Source organism: Aeromonas sp. S8(2024) (assembly GCF_041403085.1).
GTDB classification, from domain to species: domain Bacteria; phylum Pseudomonadota; class Gammaproteobacteria; order Enterobacterales; family Aeromonadaceae; genus Aeromonas; species Aeromonas dhakensis.
This window is the reverse complement of sequence record NZ_JBGLRF010000001.1, coordinates 139194-153454: the sequence shown is the minus strand read 5'-3', so window position 1 is coordinate 153454 and position 14261 is coordinate 139194. Positions and strand designations below refer to the sequence as shown.

11 protein-coding genes are annotated in these 14261 nt (G+C 59.1%); 3 read left to right on the top strand and 8 right to left on the bottom strand.

The features are described 5' to 3' along the window. Nucleotides 1–238: 238 nt before the first annotated feature. The 3 genes from ACB031_RS00700 to ACB031_RS00690 are packed head-to-tail and all read left to right on the top strand — an operon-like array spanning nt 239 to nt 4497. A complete protein-coding gene (locus ACB031_RS00700; RefSeq protein ID WP_371138815.1) occupies nt 239–1339 on the top strand; it encodes a putative 2-aminoethylphosphonate ABC transporter ATP-binding protein in 1101 nt (366 codons plus the stop codon). Further along, entirely contained in the window at nt 1336–3072 is a 1737-nt protein-coding gene (locus ACB031_RS00695; protein ID WP_371138814.1) for a putative 2-aminoethylphosphonate ABC transporter permease subunit, read from the top strand. The genes ACB031_RS00700 and ACB031_RS00695 overlap by 4 nt, the downstream gene beginning before the upstream one ends. Before the next feature lie 18 nt (nt 3073–3090). After that, nucleotides 3091–4497, top strand: a complete 1407-nt coding sequence (locus tag ACB031_RS00690) for an FAD-dependent oxidoreductase (protein ID WP_371138813.1) — start codon at nt 3091–3093, stop codon at nt 4495–4497. Between the two features lie 116 nt (nt 4498–4613). Here the strand turns inward: ACB031_RS00690 and ACB031_RS00685 are convergent, their stop codons facing one another. The 8 genes from ACB031_RS00685 to sucA all read right to left on the bottom strand — a co-directional run bounded on the left by ACB031_RS00685 (nt 4614) and on the right by sucA (nt 14251). Then, nucleotides 4614–5081 carry a YcgN family cysteine cluster protein gene (locus ACB031_RS00685; protein ID WP_017787165.1) on the bottom strand — a complete coding sequence of 156 codons (468 nt, stop codon included), beginning with the start codon at nt 5079–5081 and terminating at the stop codon, nt 4614–4616. Nucleotides 5082–5314: 233 nt separating this feature from the next. Further along, nucleotides 5315–5941, bottom strand: coding sequence for a LysE family translocator (locus ACB031_RS00680; protein ID WP_279700169.1), 627 nt, complete (start codon nt 5939–5941; stop codon nt 5315–5317). Nucleotides 5942–6048: 107 nt separating this feature from the next. Further along, nucleotides 6049–6759 (bottom strand): AraC family transcriptional regulator, encoded by a 711-nt coding sequence (locus ACB031_RS00675; RefSeq protein WP_254202117.1) that lies wholly within the window; start codon nt 6757–6759, stop codon nt 6049–6051. A 548-nt stretch (nt 6760–7307) separates the two neighbouring features. Beyond that, nucleotides 7308–7775, bottom strand: coding sequence for a GNAT family N-acetyltransferase (locus ACB031_RS00670; RefSeq protein WP_371138812.1), 468 nt, complete (start codon nt 7773–7775; stop codon nt 7308–7310). A 125-nt stretch (nt 7776–7900) separates the two neighbouring features. Next, a complete protein-coding gene (gene sucD, locus ACB031_RS00665) occupies nt 7901–8773 on the bottom strand; it encodes a succinate--CoA ligase subunit alpha (RefSeq protein WP_005300222.1) in 873 nt (290 codons plus the stop codon). After that, nucleotides 8773–9939 carry an ADP-forming succinate--CoA ligase subunit beta gene (gene sucC / locus ACB031_RS00660; RefSeq protein WP_005300220.1) on the bottom strand — a complete coding sequence of 389 codons (1167 nt, stop codon included), beginning with the start codon at nt 9937–9939 and terminating at the stop codon, nt 8773–8775. Before sucC ends, sucD begins: the two co-directional genes overlap by 1 nt. Before the next feature lie 223 nt (nt 9940–10162). Next, the gene (odhB, locus tag ACB031_RS00655) at nt 10163–11350 is read right to left on the bottom strand and encodes a 2-oxoglutarate dehydrogenase complex dihydrolipoyllysine-residue succinyltransferase (RefSeq protein WP_371138811.1); all 1188 of its coding nucleotides are present in this window, start codon (nt 11348–11350) and stop codon (nt 10163–10165) included. 90 nt (nt 11351–11440) lie between these two features. Then, nucleotides 11441–14251: a 2-oxoglutarate dehydrogenase E1 component gene (sucA, locus tag ACB031_RS00650; protein ID WP_371138810.1), complete on the bottom strand. Its 2811-nt coding sequence runs from the start codon at nt 14249–14251 to the stop codon at nt 11441–11443. Nucleotides 14252–14261 lie beyond the last annotated feature (10 nt).

Genomic DNA, 14261 nt, shown 5'->3' with positions numbered 1-14261 from the left:
GTCGCCATCGACCAATTCATTGCCGAAGGTCAACCCAGGTTGGCCTTCGCTTTTTTGGCATCGCCTCCCCTGTTTGTGTCGCCTTCAATGGGTGGCACCTAGCCCACCCACAAGCGGCCAAGCCACCTGCTGGCGCCCCCTCGTCATCTGACTGTCATCAAGCCGTCATCCCTCGATCACCTGACCGTCACACTTCACCCGCAAACTGGTATATACCAAATCAGTAGCGAGTCGAACCATGACCCAGCCCTATCTGGACATTCAACATCTCAACAAGCAGTTCGGTGCTTTTCAGGCCCTCAAGGGGATCTCTCTGACCATTGAGCCGGGGGAGTTTATCTGCTTTCTCGGCCCCTCCGGCTGCGGCAAAACAACCTTGCTCAGAGCCATCGCCGGGCTGGAGCTGGAACTGCCGGACAGCGGCGAGATCTGGCAAGGGGGGCGCAATATCTCCCAGCTGCCGCCCCAGCAGCGCGACTTTGGCATCGTGTTTCAATCCTACGCCCTCTTCCCCAACCTGACGGTGGCCCAGAACATCGCCTTCGGCCTTGAGAATCAGGGGCTGGCGCGGGATCTCATCAAGGAGCGGGTCGATCACTGGCTGGGGCTGGTGGATCTCACGGCCCAGTCCCACAAATACCCGAGCCAGATCTCCGGCGGCCAGCAGCAGCGAGTGGCGCTGGCCCGGGCCCTGGCTCTCTCCCCCGGCCTATTGCTGCTGGACGAACCGCTCAGCGCGCTGGATGCACTGGTACGCACCCACCTTCGCAGCGAGATCCGCGCCCTGCAGCAGCGCCTTGGCATCACCACCATCATGGTGACCCACGATCAGGAAGAGGCGCTGACCATGGCCGATCGCATCGTGGTGATGGAGGGCGGCCGTATCGTGCAGGTGGGCACCCCGCAGGCGATCTACCACCAGCCTGCCAGCCGTTTCGTGGCAAGCTTTGTCGGCACCATGAACTTCCTCGACACCCTGGTGCTCGGCCCCACTCAGGTGCGCCTTAACGAGCAGCCACTGACACTGGCCAACCGGGCCGCAGCCGGCAGCAAATTGCAGGTGGCGATCCGCCCCGAGGCGATCACCCTGAGTGCGCCGAGCGAGCTGTCTCTTGGGCAGCACGGCATCGACGCGCAGATCGATCAGGTGGAGTTTCTCGGCGCCGCCCAGCGCCTTATCTGCACCGCAGACACCTATCTGGGCCCGCAGCAGATCCTGGTGGAGCGCCCGACCCACGAGCTGCCCCGCCACGAACAGGGTGGCTGGCGCAGCGGCATGCGCTGCTCACTGCACTGGCCCGCCGGGGCGATGCAGCTGTTTGAAGGAGAGCGCCCATGACAGCCCCCCTTGCGACCTCCTCCCTGTTGCCGCCCGCGACAGCCCGGCAAGACGGCCGCTGGCAGCGGCTCTGTCGCGGCTGGAGCCGGGATCAGCTGCTGCAACTGATCCTGCTTCTGCTTGGCATCGCCCTGCTCACCGGCGGTCTGCTGCTGCCGCTGCTCACCATGCTGCAAAAGAGCCTGCAGGATGAAAACGGCCTCTGGGTGGGCCTTGCCAACTTCAGCGCCTACTTCGACTCCCCTCATCTGGGGCGCACCATCGGCAACACCCTCTGGCTCGGGGTGCTGATCACCGCGCTGGTGGTGACCATCGCCTTTGGCTACGCCTATGCCCTCACCCGCACCTGCATGCCGGGCAAGGGGCTGTTTCGCCTCATCGGCCTTATCCCGCTCTTGATGCCCTCCCTGCTGCCCGCCATCAGTCTGGTCTACTGGTTTGGCAATCAGGGGATCGCCAAGGGGCTGCTCGGCGGCGAGAGCATCTACGGCCCCATCGGTATCGTCATTGGCCTTGGCTTCTGGTGCTTTCCCCACGCCCTGATGATCCTCATCACGGCGCTCGGTCAGAGCGATGCCCGCCTCTATGAAGCCTCCCGGGTGCTCGGCAGCAGCGGCTGGCGCACCTTTGTCACCGTCACTCTGCCTACCGCCCGCTATGGCCTTTTGAGCGCCGCCATAGCGGTCTTCACCCTCACCATCTGCGACTTCGGGGTGGCCAAGGTGATTGGCGGCCAGTACAGCGTGCTGGCTACCGACATCTACCGGCAGGTGATCGGGATGCAGAACTTCTCGCTGGGCGCTGTTGCCAGCGTCACCCTGCTGCTGCCGGCACTCTTGAGCTTTGCACTGGAACACAGGGTGCGTAGCAAGATGCAGGAGCAGAGCAGCACCAAGGCGGTGCCCTATCAGCCCAAACCCCATCGGCTACGGGATCTGCTGGCGCTCGGCTGGTGCACCCTCTGGGCCCTGCTGTTTCTGGCGCTGGTCGGGATGGCGGTTTATGGCTCCCTGGTGCAGTTCTGGCCCTATAACCTCGGGCTGACGCTGGATCACTACGCCTTTGACAGCAACAGCGTCTACGGCTGGCAGCCCTTTACCAATACCTTGCAGTTGGGTCTTTTTACCGCCCTTGTGGGCACAGTGCTGGTGATGGTGCTGGCCTGGGCGCAGGAGAAGGGGCGCCACTTTGCATGGCTACGCCAGTTGCTGCATCTGCTTGCCATGCTGTCGCTGGCGGTGCCCGGCATGGTGCTGGGGCTGGGTTACATCTTCTTTTTCAACGGCAATCCGCTCTTTGGCAGCCTCTATGGCACTCTGCCGCTGATGGTGCTCTCCTGCGTCATCCACTACTACACCGTGGGTCATATGACTGCGCTGACCAGCCTCAAGCAACTGCCCAAAGAGCTGGAGCTGGTGGCCATCTCATTGCGCATTCCGCTCTGGAAGGCGTTCTGGCGCGTCACCCTACCCGCCTCCCTGCCAGCGCTCTTGGAAATCTTTATCTATCTGTTCGTCAACGCCATGACCACCACCTCGGCGGTGATCTTCCTCTACTCGAGCGACAGCGTGCTCGCCTCCATCGCCGTGCTGAATATGGAGGATTCCGGCGATACCGCCGCGGCCGCCGCCATGGCCACCCTGATCCTGCTGGCCGCCGCCACCGTCAAGCTGCTCCAGCTCTTTTTGAGCCGCACCCTGCTGGATCGCACCCAGCGCTGGCGCCACCCATAACCTTATCGAGGAGTCATCATGCCCACTCTCCCCTTCTGGCTGGCCGAAGCGCTCGCCGCCGAACAACCCGCGCCACCCACGCCCCTCGTCGGCCACCACGAGGCCGATGTCTGCATCGTCGGCGGCGGCTTTACCGGGCTGTGGAGCGCCATCGCCCTTAAACAGGCCGAGCCACACTTGCGCATCATGGTGCTGGAAAAAGATCGCTGCGGCAGCGGCGCCTCGGGGCGCAACGGCGGCTGCCTGCTCACCTGGTCGGCCAAATACCTGACGTTAAAGCGCCTGTTTGGCGAGCAGCAGGCCGCCTGGCTGGTGCAAAAATCCGAGCAGGCGGTGCACGAGATTGCCCGCTTCTGCGAAAAGCACCAGATAGAGGCAGAGCTGAGGGTCGAGGGCACCTGCTACACCGCCACCAGCGAGGCGCAGCGCGGCCTGATGGAGCCGGTATTACGTGAGCTACAGCGAGCCGACCTTAATCAGTGGCAGGCGATTGCGGAGGGTGAACTGGCGAGCCAGAGCGGCTCCCACGTTCATCTGGAAGGGCTCTACAGCCCCCACGCCGGTTCGGTGCAACCAGCGCTCTTGGTTCGTGGCCTGCTGCGGGTGGCGCGGGAGCTGGGGGTCGAGGTCTATGAGCACTCTCCCATGCAGCGCCTTGAGGCGGGCCAGCCAGCGCGGGTGCAAACGCCGCAGGGTGAGGTGCGTGCCCGCAAGGTGGTGCTGGCCCTCAGCAGCGCCATGGTGCAGCACTTTCGCGAGTTTCGCCGCAGTATCGTGCTGGTCTCCTCCGATATGGTGATAACCGACCCCGCGCCGGATGCACTGGCCGCCCAGCAGCTTGCGCACGGCCGCACCGTGGTGGATGGCCGCACCTTTGTCCATTACTACCGCTCGACCCCGCAAGGGCGGCTGATGCTGGGCAAGGGGGGCAACACCTTCGCCTTTGCCAACCGCCATCTGGCCGAGTTCGACGAACCGAGCCGCTATCTTGCCCCCCTCACCCGCACCCTGCACCGCTTCTTTCCGGCGCTCAAAGAGGTGCCCATCGCCGCCAGCTGGTGTGGCGCATCCGACCGCTCGGTAGATGGCCTCCCCTTCTTCGGCCACTGGCGAGGGCAGCCCAACGTTGTCTATGGCCTCGGCTATTCCGGCAACGGGGTGGCACAGAGCTGGATGGGTGGCCAGATCCTGGCAGCGTTGGTGAGAGATGAGGTACGGGAAGAAGACAAGCCGTGGCGCGACTGCGCGCTGGTCAGCGGCCCGCGCGGCTATTTTCCGCCAGAGCCGTTTCGCTGGCTGGGCGCCATGGTGGTGCGCAACGCCATCCGGCGCAAGGAGCGAGCAGAAGATGAAAATCGCCCGGTGGCCTGGTATGACAAACAGCTGGCCAAACTGGCCGATGCGGCGGGCAAGGCGGACAAATAGACGCCTTCGCATCGCTTCGGAAGAAGCCAGAAAGCCGAAGGGGCAGGAGAGTGATGGCTCCCCTGCCCCTTCGCAGTTGGTACGGCTCGCGGCTGGCCCGATAGGCGGGCCTGGCGTTAGCTGGCCCAGGTAATGATGTGATCGATCCAGTCGCCGGCATCCACCTCGTGCACCACCTTGCCGCGCACCGACTGGCCGGCCTGGTGCATGGCGCTGCGGCTGCCGGTGATAAGCGGATGCCACTCTGGCAGGCTCTGCCCCTCCGCCAGCAGGCGGTAGGCGCAAGTCGACGGCAGCCAGTCATATTCGGCAATCTTGTCGTGGGTGATCTGCAGGCAGTCCGGCTCTTTCTTAAAGCGGTTGCCGTAGTCGGAGCACTGGCAGGTCTTGGTATTGAGCAGGTTGCAGGCCACGTTGGTGAACACCAGCTCCTCGGTGTCCTCGTCGATCAGCTTGTTCAGGCAGCACTTGCCGCAGCCGTCGCACAGAGACTCCCACTCCGTCATGGTCATCTGCTGCAGGCTCTTCGCCTGCCAAAAGGGGGCGTTCTGCACGGGTTCTGTTTGCTGCGCGTTTTGCTGCATGAAGATAGGCTCACTCAATACACTGACAAGCGCGTGGTTATACGCGCTATGGAACGATTTTTCAAGGTTGGCAGCTTTGACATCACGACCAAATAGATACAGCTAACAGGAGAAGAGGTACAGGAGGTATCTCGGTGTAACAGAGGATGATTCAAGGTCGCCGCTATTAAAATACAAGGACCTTACATCTATTAAAAATCAACTAAATCTCAATTGCCACCTATTTTATAAACTCACAGTTGACTTAAGAATAATAGATTTACAGCCATACCTATCAAGATAACACTGCAAGAACGGTTTAATCCAATCTGAACAGCAGGTTTAGACTGTATCCAAGGAGATAACACTCCAGCCAAGTAACCTATTGGTAATTTTACTAAAAAGGTAAGGAACGCAAATGATGCCCCTAAAAACAATAATTCTTGTGTCGATGACGCACTATCAACACTGACAAACTGAGGTAGATAGGCAAAATAAAATACTGCTATTTTTGGATTGCTTATGTTAGAGATCATTCCTTTAAAGAAGAAGGAACTCATACTCCCATCGACGTCTCCCACATTATCAAAGCCAATAGCTGACGCTTTAAATAATTTTACTCCAAGATAAAAAAGGTAAGCCGCACCAACATACTTCATTATATCAAAGGCTAACTCTGATGCTTGTAACAAGGCACCTAAGCCTAAAGCTACCAGAAATGTATGACCCAACAATCCAGTCGCGACCCCAGACGCTGTAATCACTCCAGCTTTCGGGCCTCTTGCTATAGAACTGGATAGTACTAACACCATATCTTGCCCTGGAGCCAAGACGATCAACAATGATGTAGTGATGAAAATAAAGAGTGTCGAGTCAATCACGGACAATTACCTTTGGTTATTTATCTTGTCCCTGAAAGTTACCATTAAACTCTCACTTACAGTTTGTTCAAAAGCCGATTTAGTATTGCCAAAAGCTGATTCGTGCATTATCTCGCTCGTAGCTTTCTAGGTTGATAGCCGTAGTAATGACTAAATCTAGAGCTGAATGCAGATGAATCCTGATACCCGACCTCGCCCGCTATGACGTTGACAGGGTAGTCAGTATTGACCAGCAATGCCCTTGCTTTTTCCATCCTTAAATGCAGCAGATATTGTCCTGGTGTTTTCCCTGTCTCATTTTTAAACAGTGTTTTGAATTGACTTATGCTCAGGCAAGCGACAGAGGCTAATTCATCCAGTGAAGGCGACATTCGGATATCATTTTCCAAGTGTTCTATTGCTCGGGAGATCCTCTTATCTGTATTCAGCAAAAATGGTTGTTCGCTCAGAAGCTGAAAAAACCAATTCCCCATACTACTTTCCAGTGTCGGACTGGTTCGGTACTCAAGTTGCTTTTGAACAAAGAAGCAGAAAGCTTGAACAGGCTCGGAGATTTTCACAAAAGACTCTTGTAACTTCTCTATATTTGCAGGAAGTTCACTTAAATCTGCAACCAGAAAATATGACCCTTTTTCTGGTGCAAATGTGTGCTCATCCCCAGCAAGAGTTATGATACATTGTCCAGGAACCCCTCTTCCTGCATGCCGGCCTGTATGCATGTCAACCGCACCGATTAAAGGAAACACCAATTGGTGATGGTCATGTGCGTGGGTATGTGACACAAAAGTATATGAGCGAATCGATAATTTAGCCGTCATATGTTCCCCAAAGCTGTGTGCATCCACTCTTCAACAGGTTTGTCTTGGCTGATGTGCATTGAAAAAATGGCTAATGTATATGGCCTGCAACACTAACACCAACCCTTTTAGAATATCAAGAATGGCCATCTTACCCATAGCTTCGCTTGTTATGAACTATGTATCCATTTGTTGAGGGGGATGAATAGATTAGAACTCCAGACAGTTTTCCTGCCCTGCCTACTTATAGTAGTTTGGTTCAGCATAATTTGTTGCATGATTAATTACAGGGCAACAAGAGAAGTCAATGATAATAATGCTCAGCACTGAAATCTGAAAGGACAGCCCGGCTCTTTTTAAAGCGGTTGCCTTAGTCGGAGCACTGGTGTCCTCGTCGACCTGCTTGTTCAGGCAGCACTTGCCGCAGCCGTCGCACAGGGACTCCCACTCGGTCGTGGTCATCTGTTGCAGACTTTTTTGCCAGCCAGAAGGGGGCGCTCTGCACGGGGTCTGTTTTCTGCGCGTTTTGCTGCATGAAGACAGGCTCACTCAATACACTGACAAGATTGTTATACAGGCGCGTGCCATACCATGATGGTCGTTTCCCAGTGACCGTGGGTTGATTTATGTATTGCGTTGAAGCCTTGCTGACGATAGAAGTCAACGTTATGTGTTTCACACTGCAAGTATAGTGTCGCAACACCACGGGAAACGGCCATATCCTTGGCGACATTAATCATTTTTTTGGCGATGCCTTTTCTGCGGTGCGGCGCTGGAACATAGATACCACCAATCCAGAACTCATATTCAGGGTAGTTTTTATTTTCTTGGATTTTCAGTTCCAATGTTCCAACCAGTTCGCTATCGTCATGCGCGACCAAGCTAAATGGGATATTTCTATTCAAGGCTTTTACATCAACCTTTTTACGTACCATCTCTTTCGTAACGCCGGGCACCTGAGAGGCCCACTCATCGAAATACCAGCCAACTATCGTCGATACATCATGCGGATGATCCGCAAGCAATGAAATTTCCATATATCCCCTGTGACAAGATACAAAATATCTTTAGATTCGCGAGAATGAATAATGATGTCAAATCATTAGAAATAAAAATGCCGCCCCAAAGGGCGGCATTTTGCTATCTGAGATAACAGGCTAACTTACCAGCCGGTCACTTCACGCAGTGCCTTGCCGATATCGGCCAGGGAGCGCACGGTTTTCACGCCAGCATCTTCCAGGGCGGCAAATTTCTCTGCCGCGGTGCCTTTACCACCGGCGATGATGGCGCCCGCATGACCCATGCGCTTGCCAGCCGGAGCGGTGACGCCCGCGATGTAGGAGACCACCGGCTTGGTGACGTGGGCCTTGATGTAGGCCGCCGCGTCTTCCTCGGCGTTGCCGCCGATCTCGCCGATCATCACGATGGCTTCGGTCTGCGGATCGTTCTGGAACATCTCGAGGATGTCGATGAAATTGGAACCCGGGATGGGGTCACCACCGATACCGACGCAGGTGGACTGGCCGAAGCCCTCGTCCGTGGTCTGCTTGACCGCTTCATAGGTCAGGGTGCCGGAGCGGGAGACGATGCCCACCTTGCCCGGCTTGTGGATGTGGCCGGGCATGATGCCGATCTTGCACTCACCCGGGGTGATGACGCCCGGGCAGTTGGGGCCGATCATCCGCACGCCGGTTTCCTGCAGCTTCACCTTGACGTCCAGCATGTCCAGGGTCGGGATGCCTTCGGTGATGGTGACGATGAGCTTGATGCCGGCATCGATCGCTTCCAGGATCGCGTCCTTGCAGAACGGGGCCGGTACATAGATGACGGAGGCGGTGGCGCCGGTGGCTTCCACGGCGTCACGGACGGTGTTGAACACCGGCAGGCCCAGGTGGGTGGTGCCGCCCTTGCCCGGCGACACGCCGCCGACCATTTGGGTACCGTAGGCAATGGCCTGTTCGGAGTGGAAAGTGCCCTGACCGCCGGTAAAGCCCTGGCAGATCACCTTGGTGTCTTTGTTGATCAGAACGCTCATTATTTGGCCTCCGCTGCTTTTACCACTTGCTGAGCTGCGTCAGTCAGACTCGTTGCGGCGATGATATTGAGGCCGCTGTCGGCCAGTTTACGGGCACCCAGTTCGGCGTTGTTGCCTTCCAGACGCACCACCACGGGCACTTTCACCCCGACTTCCTTCACGGCACCGATGATGCCTTCCGCGATCATGTCGCAGCGCACGATGCCGCCGAAGATGTTGACCAGCACGGCTTGTACCTTGCTGTCGGAGAGGATGATCTTGAACGCCTCGGTCACCCGCTCCTTGGTGGCGCCGCCGCCGACGTCCAGGAAGTTGGCCGGTGAACCGCCGTGCAGGTTGACGATGTCCATGGTACCCATGGCCAGGCCCGCGCCGTTGACCATGCAGCCGATGTTGCCATCGAGGGCCACGTAGTTCAGCTCCCACTGGGCGGCGTGCGCTTCACGGGGGTCATCCTGGGACGGGTCGTGCATCTCGCGCAGCTTGGGCTGGCGGTACAGGGCGTTGGCGTCGATGTTGATCTTGCCATCCAGGCAGTGCAGGTTGCCCTTGTCGGTGATGACCAGCGGGTTGATTTCCAGCAGGGCGAAGTCGCAGTCCAGGAACATCTGGCCCAGACCCATGAAGATCTTGGTGAACTGCTTGATCTGATCGCCGACCAGACCCAGTTTGAAGGCCAGCTCGCGGGCTTGATAAGGCTGCGGGCCTACCAGCGGATCGATGGCGGCTTTGTGAATGAGTTCCGGGGTTTCGTGGGCGACTTTTTCGATCTCCACGCCACCTTCGGTAGAGGCCATGAAGACCACGCGACGGCTGCCACGGTCAACCACGGCGCCCAGGTAGAGCTCCTTGGCGATGTCGGTGCAAGATTCCACCAGGATCTTGGTGACCGGCTGACCGTTGGCGTCAGTCTGGTAGGTCACCAGATTCTTGCCGAGCCAGTTCTGGGCGAAGGCACGGATCTCGTCCTTGCTCTTGGCCAGCTTGACGCCGCCCGCTTTACCGCGGCCGCCGGCGTGGACCTGGCACTTGACGACCCAGGTGTTGCCGCCAATTTTGTCGGCCGCTTCGGCCGCTTCCTGCGGGGTGGCACAGGCATAACCTTCGGAGACCGGCAGGCCATACTCGGCAAACAGCTGTTTTGCCTGATATTCATGCAGATTCATAGATGCTCTATCCGTGTTGTAGGTATTTCCGTCCGGGGCTCGTGTTTCTCAATCCCCTGTGAAAGAGGCCAGGGTGGCCCCTCGTTATCTTTCTAATTTCACTTTCACTCAGACGTTCCGTCAGGGCCGCGAGGGCCCCCGCTTGCCGCCGGGTGACAGACCCGGCGGCAAGCTTGTGGCGCGGCTTGGCAGGCCCACAGGCTTGCCACTCCTGCCGATTTCTTTAGACGTCCAGCAGCAGACGGGTCGGATCTTCCAGCAGCTCCTTGATGGAGACTAGGAAGCCCACCGACTCGCGGCCGTCGATGATGCGGTGATCGTAGGAGAGCGCCAGGTACATCATCGGCAAGATCTCGACCTTGCCGTCGACGGCCATGGGGCGGTCCTGGATCTTGTGCATGCCCAGAATGGCGCTCTGGGGCGGGTTGATGATCGGGGTGGACATCAGGGAGCCGAACACGCCACCGTTGGTGATGGTGAAGTTGCCGCCGGTCAGTTCGTCCACGGTTAGCTTGCCGTCACGGCCCTTGCCGGCCAGATCCTTGATGGCCTTCTCGATGTCGGCCAGGCTCATGCTGTCGCAGTCACGCAGCACCGGAGTCACCAGACCACGGGGGGTGGAGACGGCAATGCTGACGTCGAAGTAGTTGTGGTAGACGATGTCGTCACCGTCCAGCGCCGCGTTCACTTCCGGGTAGCGCTTGAGGGATTCCACTACCGCCTTCACGTAGAAGGACATGAAACCGAGCTTGATACCGTGCTTCTTCTCGAAGATCTCGCCGTACTGCTTGCGCAGCTTCATGATGGGCGCCATGTTGATCTCGTTGAAGGTGGTCAGCATGGCGGTGGTGTTCTTGGCCTCCAGCAGACGCTCGGCGATACGCTTGCGCAGACGGGTCATGGGCACGCGTTTTTCAGTGCGACCGGCCAGCGGGGCGACCGGTGCAGCAGGGGCTGCAGCGGCAACCGGCGTGGCGGCAGGCTTGTTGCCACCCTTGATGAAGGCTTCCACGTCTTCCTTGGTGACGCGACCGCCCTTGCCGGTACCGGTCAGCTTGGCAACGTCGATGTCATGCTCGGCCACCAGGCGGCGCACGGAGGGGCTCAGGCCATCGGCGGCGTCATCGGCTACCGCTTCCACCGGCTTCTCCTTGGTCTCTTCACCGGCCACCGGGGCCGGTTTGAGCATGGCGATCAGCTGGCGGGAGAGCACGGTGGCCCCTTCGCTTTGCAGGATGTCCCCCAGCACGCCAGCTTCCGGCGCCGGCACTTCCAGCACGACCTTGTCGGTCTCGATGTCAACCAGCACTTCGTCACGGGCAACCAGATCACCCGGCTTCTTGTGCCAGGTCGCGATGGTGGCATCCGCCACTGATTCCGGCAGGTCCGGTACTTTGATCTCGATAGTCATCTAATCAGTTCCTTGTTTACTTCTTGGCCAGCGGGCTTGTTCTTGGTCGAAGAGGACGCTCCCGGGGAGCGCCCTCTCCTTCACAACTCGTTATTCCAGGGTAAGTGCGTCTTCCACCAGGGCTTTTTGCTGCTTGGCGTGGACGGACATGTAACCGACGGCCGGCGAGGCCGAGGCCGGACGACCGGCATAACGCAGACGGGCATGGCTTGGCAGCACGCTGTCGTAGTGATGACGGGTGCAGTACCAGGCGCCCTGGTTCTGCGGCTCTTCCTGACACCAGACAAAATCGGTGACATGGCTGTAGTCGGCCAGGATGGCGCGCACTTCCTCTTCCGGGAAGGGGTAGAGCTGCTCGATCCGCACCAGCGCCACATCTTGCTGCTCGGCCTTGCGACGGGCATCGAGCAGGTCGTAGTAGACCTTGCCGGAGCAGAACACCACGCGCTTGACGCCCTTCGGATCCAACGCATCGATCTCGCCGATGGCGTTCTGGAAGGTGCCTTCGGCCAGCTCTTCGAGCTTGCTTACCGCCAGCGGGTGGCGCAGCAGGGATTTGGGCGTCATCACGATGAGCGGACGGCGCATCGGACGTACCACCTGACGGCGCAGCATGTGGAACACCTGGGCCGGGTTGGACGGCACGCACACCTGCATGTTGTGCTGGGCGCACATCTGCAGATAGCGCTCCAGACGGGCGGAGGAGTGCTCCGGGCCCTGCCCTTCGTAGCCGTGCGGCAGCAGCATGGTCAGGCCGCACATCCGGCCCCACTTCTGCTCGCCGGAGGAGAGGAACTGGTCTACCACTACCTGGGCGCAGTTGGCGAAGTCGCCGAACTGGGCTTCCCAGATGGTGAGGCCGGCCGGCTCGGCACTGGCGTAGCCATATTCAAACGCCAGTACCGCGTTCTCGGTCAGCACCGAGTCGTAGACTTCAAACGGACCTTGCTCGTCGTGCAGGTTGCACAGCGGGGTGTAGGTGCTGGCATCGGTCTGGTTGTGCAGGACGGCGTGGCGGTGGAAGAAGGTGCCGCGGCCGGAGTCTTCCCCGGTGAAGCGGATGCGGGAACCCTTGTCCACCAGGGTGGCGTAGGCCAGGGTCTCGGCAAAGCCCCAGTCCACCAGCTTCTCGCCGGCGGCCATCAGGCGGCGGTCTTCGTAGATCTTCTCGACCTGGCGCTGCAGCACGTGGGTGGCCGGATACTGGCTCACCCGCTCGCCCAGGGCCTTCAGGTGATCCATGGGCACAGTGCTGTCATAGGCCATGGCCCAGTCGTGGCCCAGGTAGGGGGTCCAGTCGACGGAGTGCAGCTCCATCGGACGCCACTCCTTGCTCACCCGCTCACCGCGATCCAGGGTGTCGCGATACTCGTTGACCAGGGAGGTAGCCAGCTCCTGGCTGATGACGCCATCCGCCACCAGCTGATCGGCGTAGATCTTGCGCGGGGTCGGGTGCTGCTTGATCTTCTGGTACATCAAGGGCTGGGTGGCACTCGGCTCGTCGGCCTCGTTGTGACCGTGACGACGGTAGCAGACCAGCTCGATCACCACGTCGCGCTTGAAGGTGTTGCGATAATCCAGGGCAATCTGGGTCACCAGCACCACGGCTTCCGGATCGTCACCGTTGACGTGCAGCACGGGGGCCTGCACCGCCTTGGCGATGTCGGTGCAATATTCGGTGGAGCGCAGGTCACGAATATAGGAGGTGGTGAAGCCCACCTGGTTGTTGATGACGATGCGCACCGTCCCGCCGACGCCATAGGCTCGGGTCTGGGACATGTTGAAGGTCTCGGCCACCACGCCCTGACCGGCCATGGCGGAGTCACCGTGGATGGTGATGGGCAGTACGGTCGAGCCGTCCTTGTCACCGCGGCGGTCCATGCGGGCACGCACCGAGCCGATGACCACGGGGTTGACGATCTCGAGGTGAGACGGGTTGAAGGCGAGCGCCAGATGGACGTTGCCGCCCGGGGTGGCGAAGTCGGACGAGAAGCCCATGTGGTACTTCACGTCACCCGTGCCCCAAGATTCGCCGTGCTTGCCGGCAAACTCGTCGAACAGGTCCTGGGCGCGCTTGCCCAACACGTTGATCAGCACGTTGAGGCGACCGCGGTGAGCCATGCCGATGACAGCCTCTTTGCAGCCCTGCTCACCGGCGCGACGGATCAATTCTTTGAGCATGGGTACCATGGCATCGCCCCCTTCCAGGGAGAAACGCTTGGCCCCCGGGAACTTGGCGCCCAGGTATTTTTCCAGCCCTTCGGCGGCGGTCAGGCTCTCGAGGAAGCGGGTCTTCTCTTCGAGGGTATAGCTCCCCTTCCCTTCGATGGATTCGAGCCTGTCTTGCAGCCAGCGCTTCTCCTCGGTGGAGGTGAGGTGCATGTAGTCGGCGCCGATGCTGCCGCAGTAGGTCTTCTTCAGCGAGGCATAGAGATCGGAGAGCACCATGGTCTCGCGACCGATGGCGTAGGAGCCCACGTTGAAGGTGGCCTCCATGTCCGCGCCTTGCAGGTTGTGAAACGCAGGGTCCAGTTCGGCAACGGTTTCACGCGCCCACAGGCCGAGCGGATCCAGATTGGCGTTTTGATGGCCGCGGAAGCGGAAGGCGTTGATCAGCTGCAGTACCCGCACCTGCTTGGCATCCACTTGCGGATCGGAGACGGGGGCACTGTAACGGGAGGGCTCCTTGGCCAGGCGACGGAAATAATCGCGGACCCGGGAATGGGGTTGTTCTATCGCATGGCCATTAACCTGGGGCAGCGAGCTAAACAGGCTGCGCCACTCTTCGGCTACGGATTCGGGGTCTTCCAGGAAGGATTCGTACAAATCCTCGATATAGCTTGCATTCGCACCAGCCAGGTGAGATGACTCCAACCAGGCCTTCATCACGCCGTTATGCATTTCTATCCCT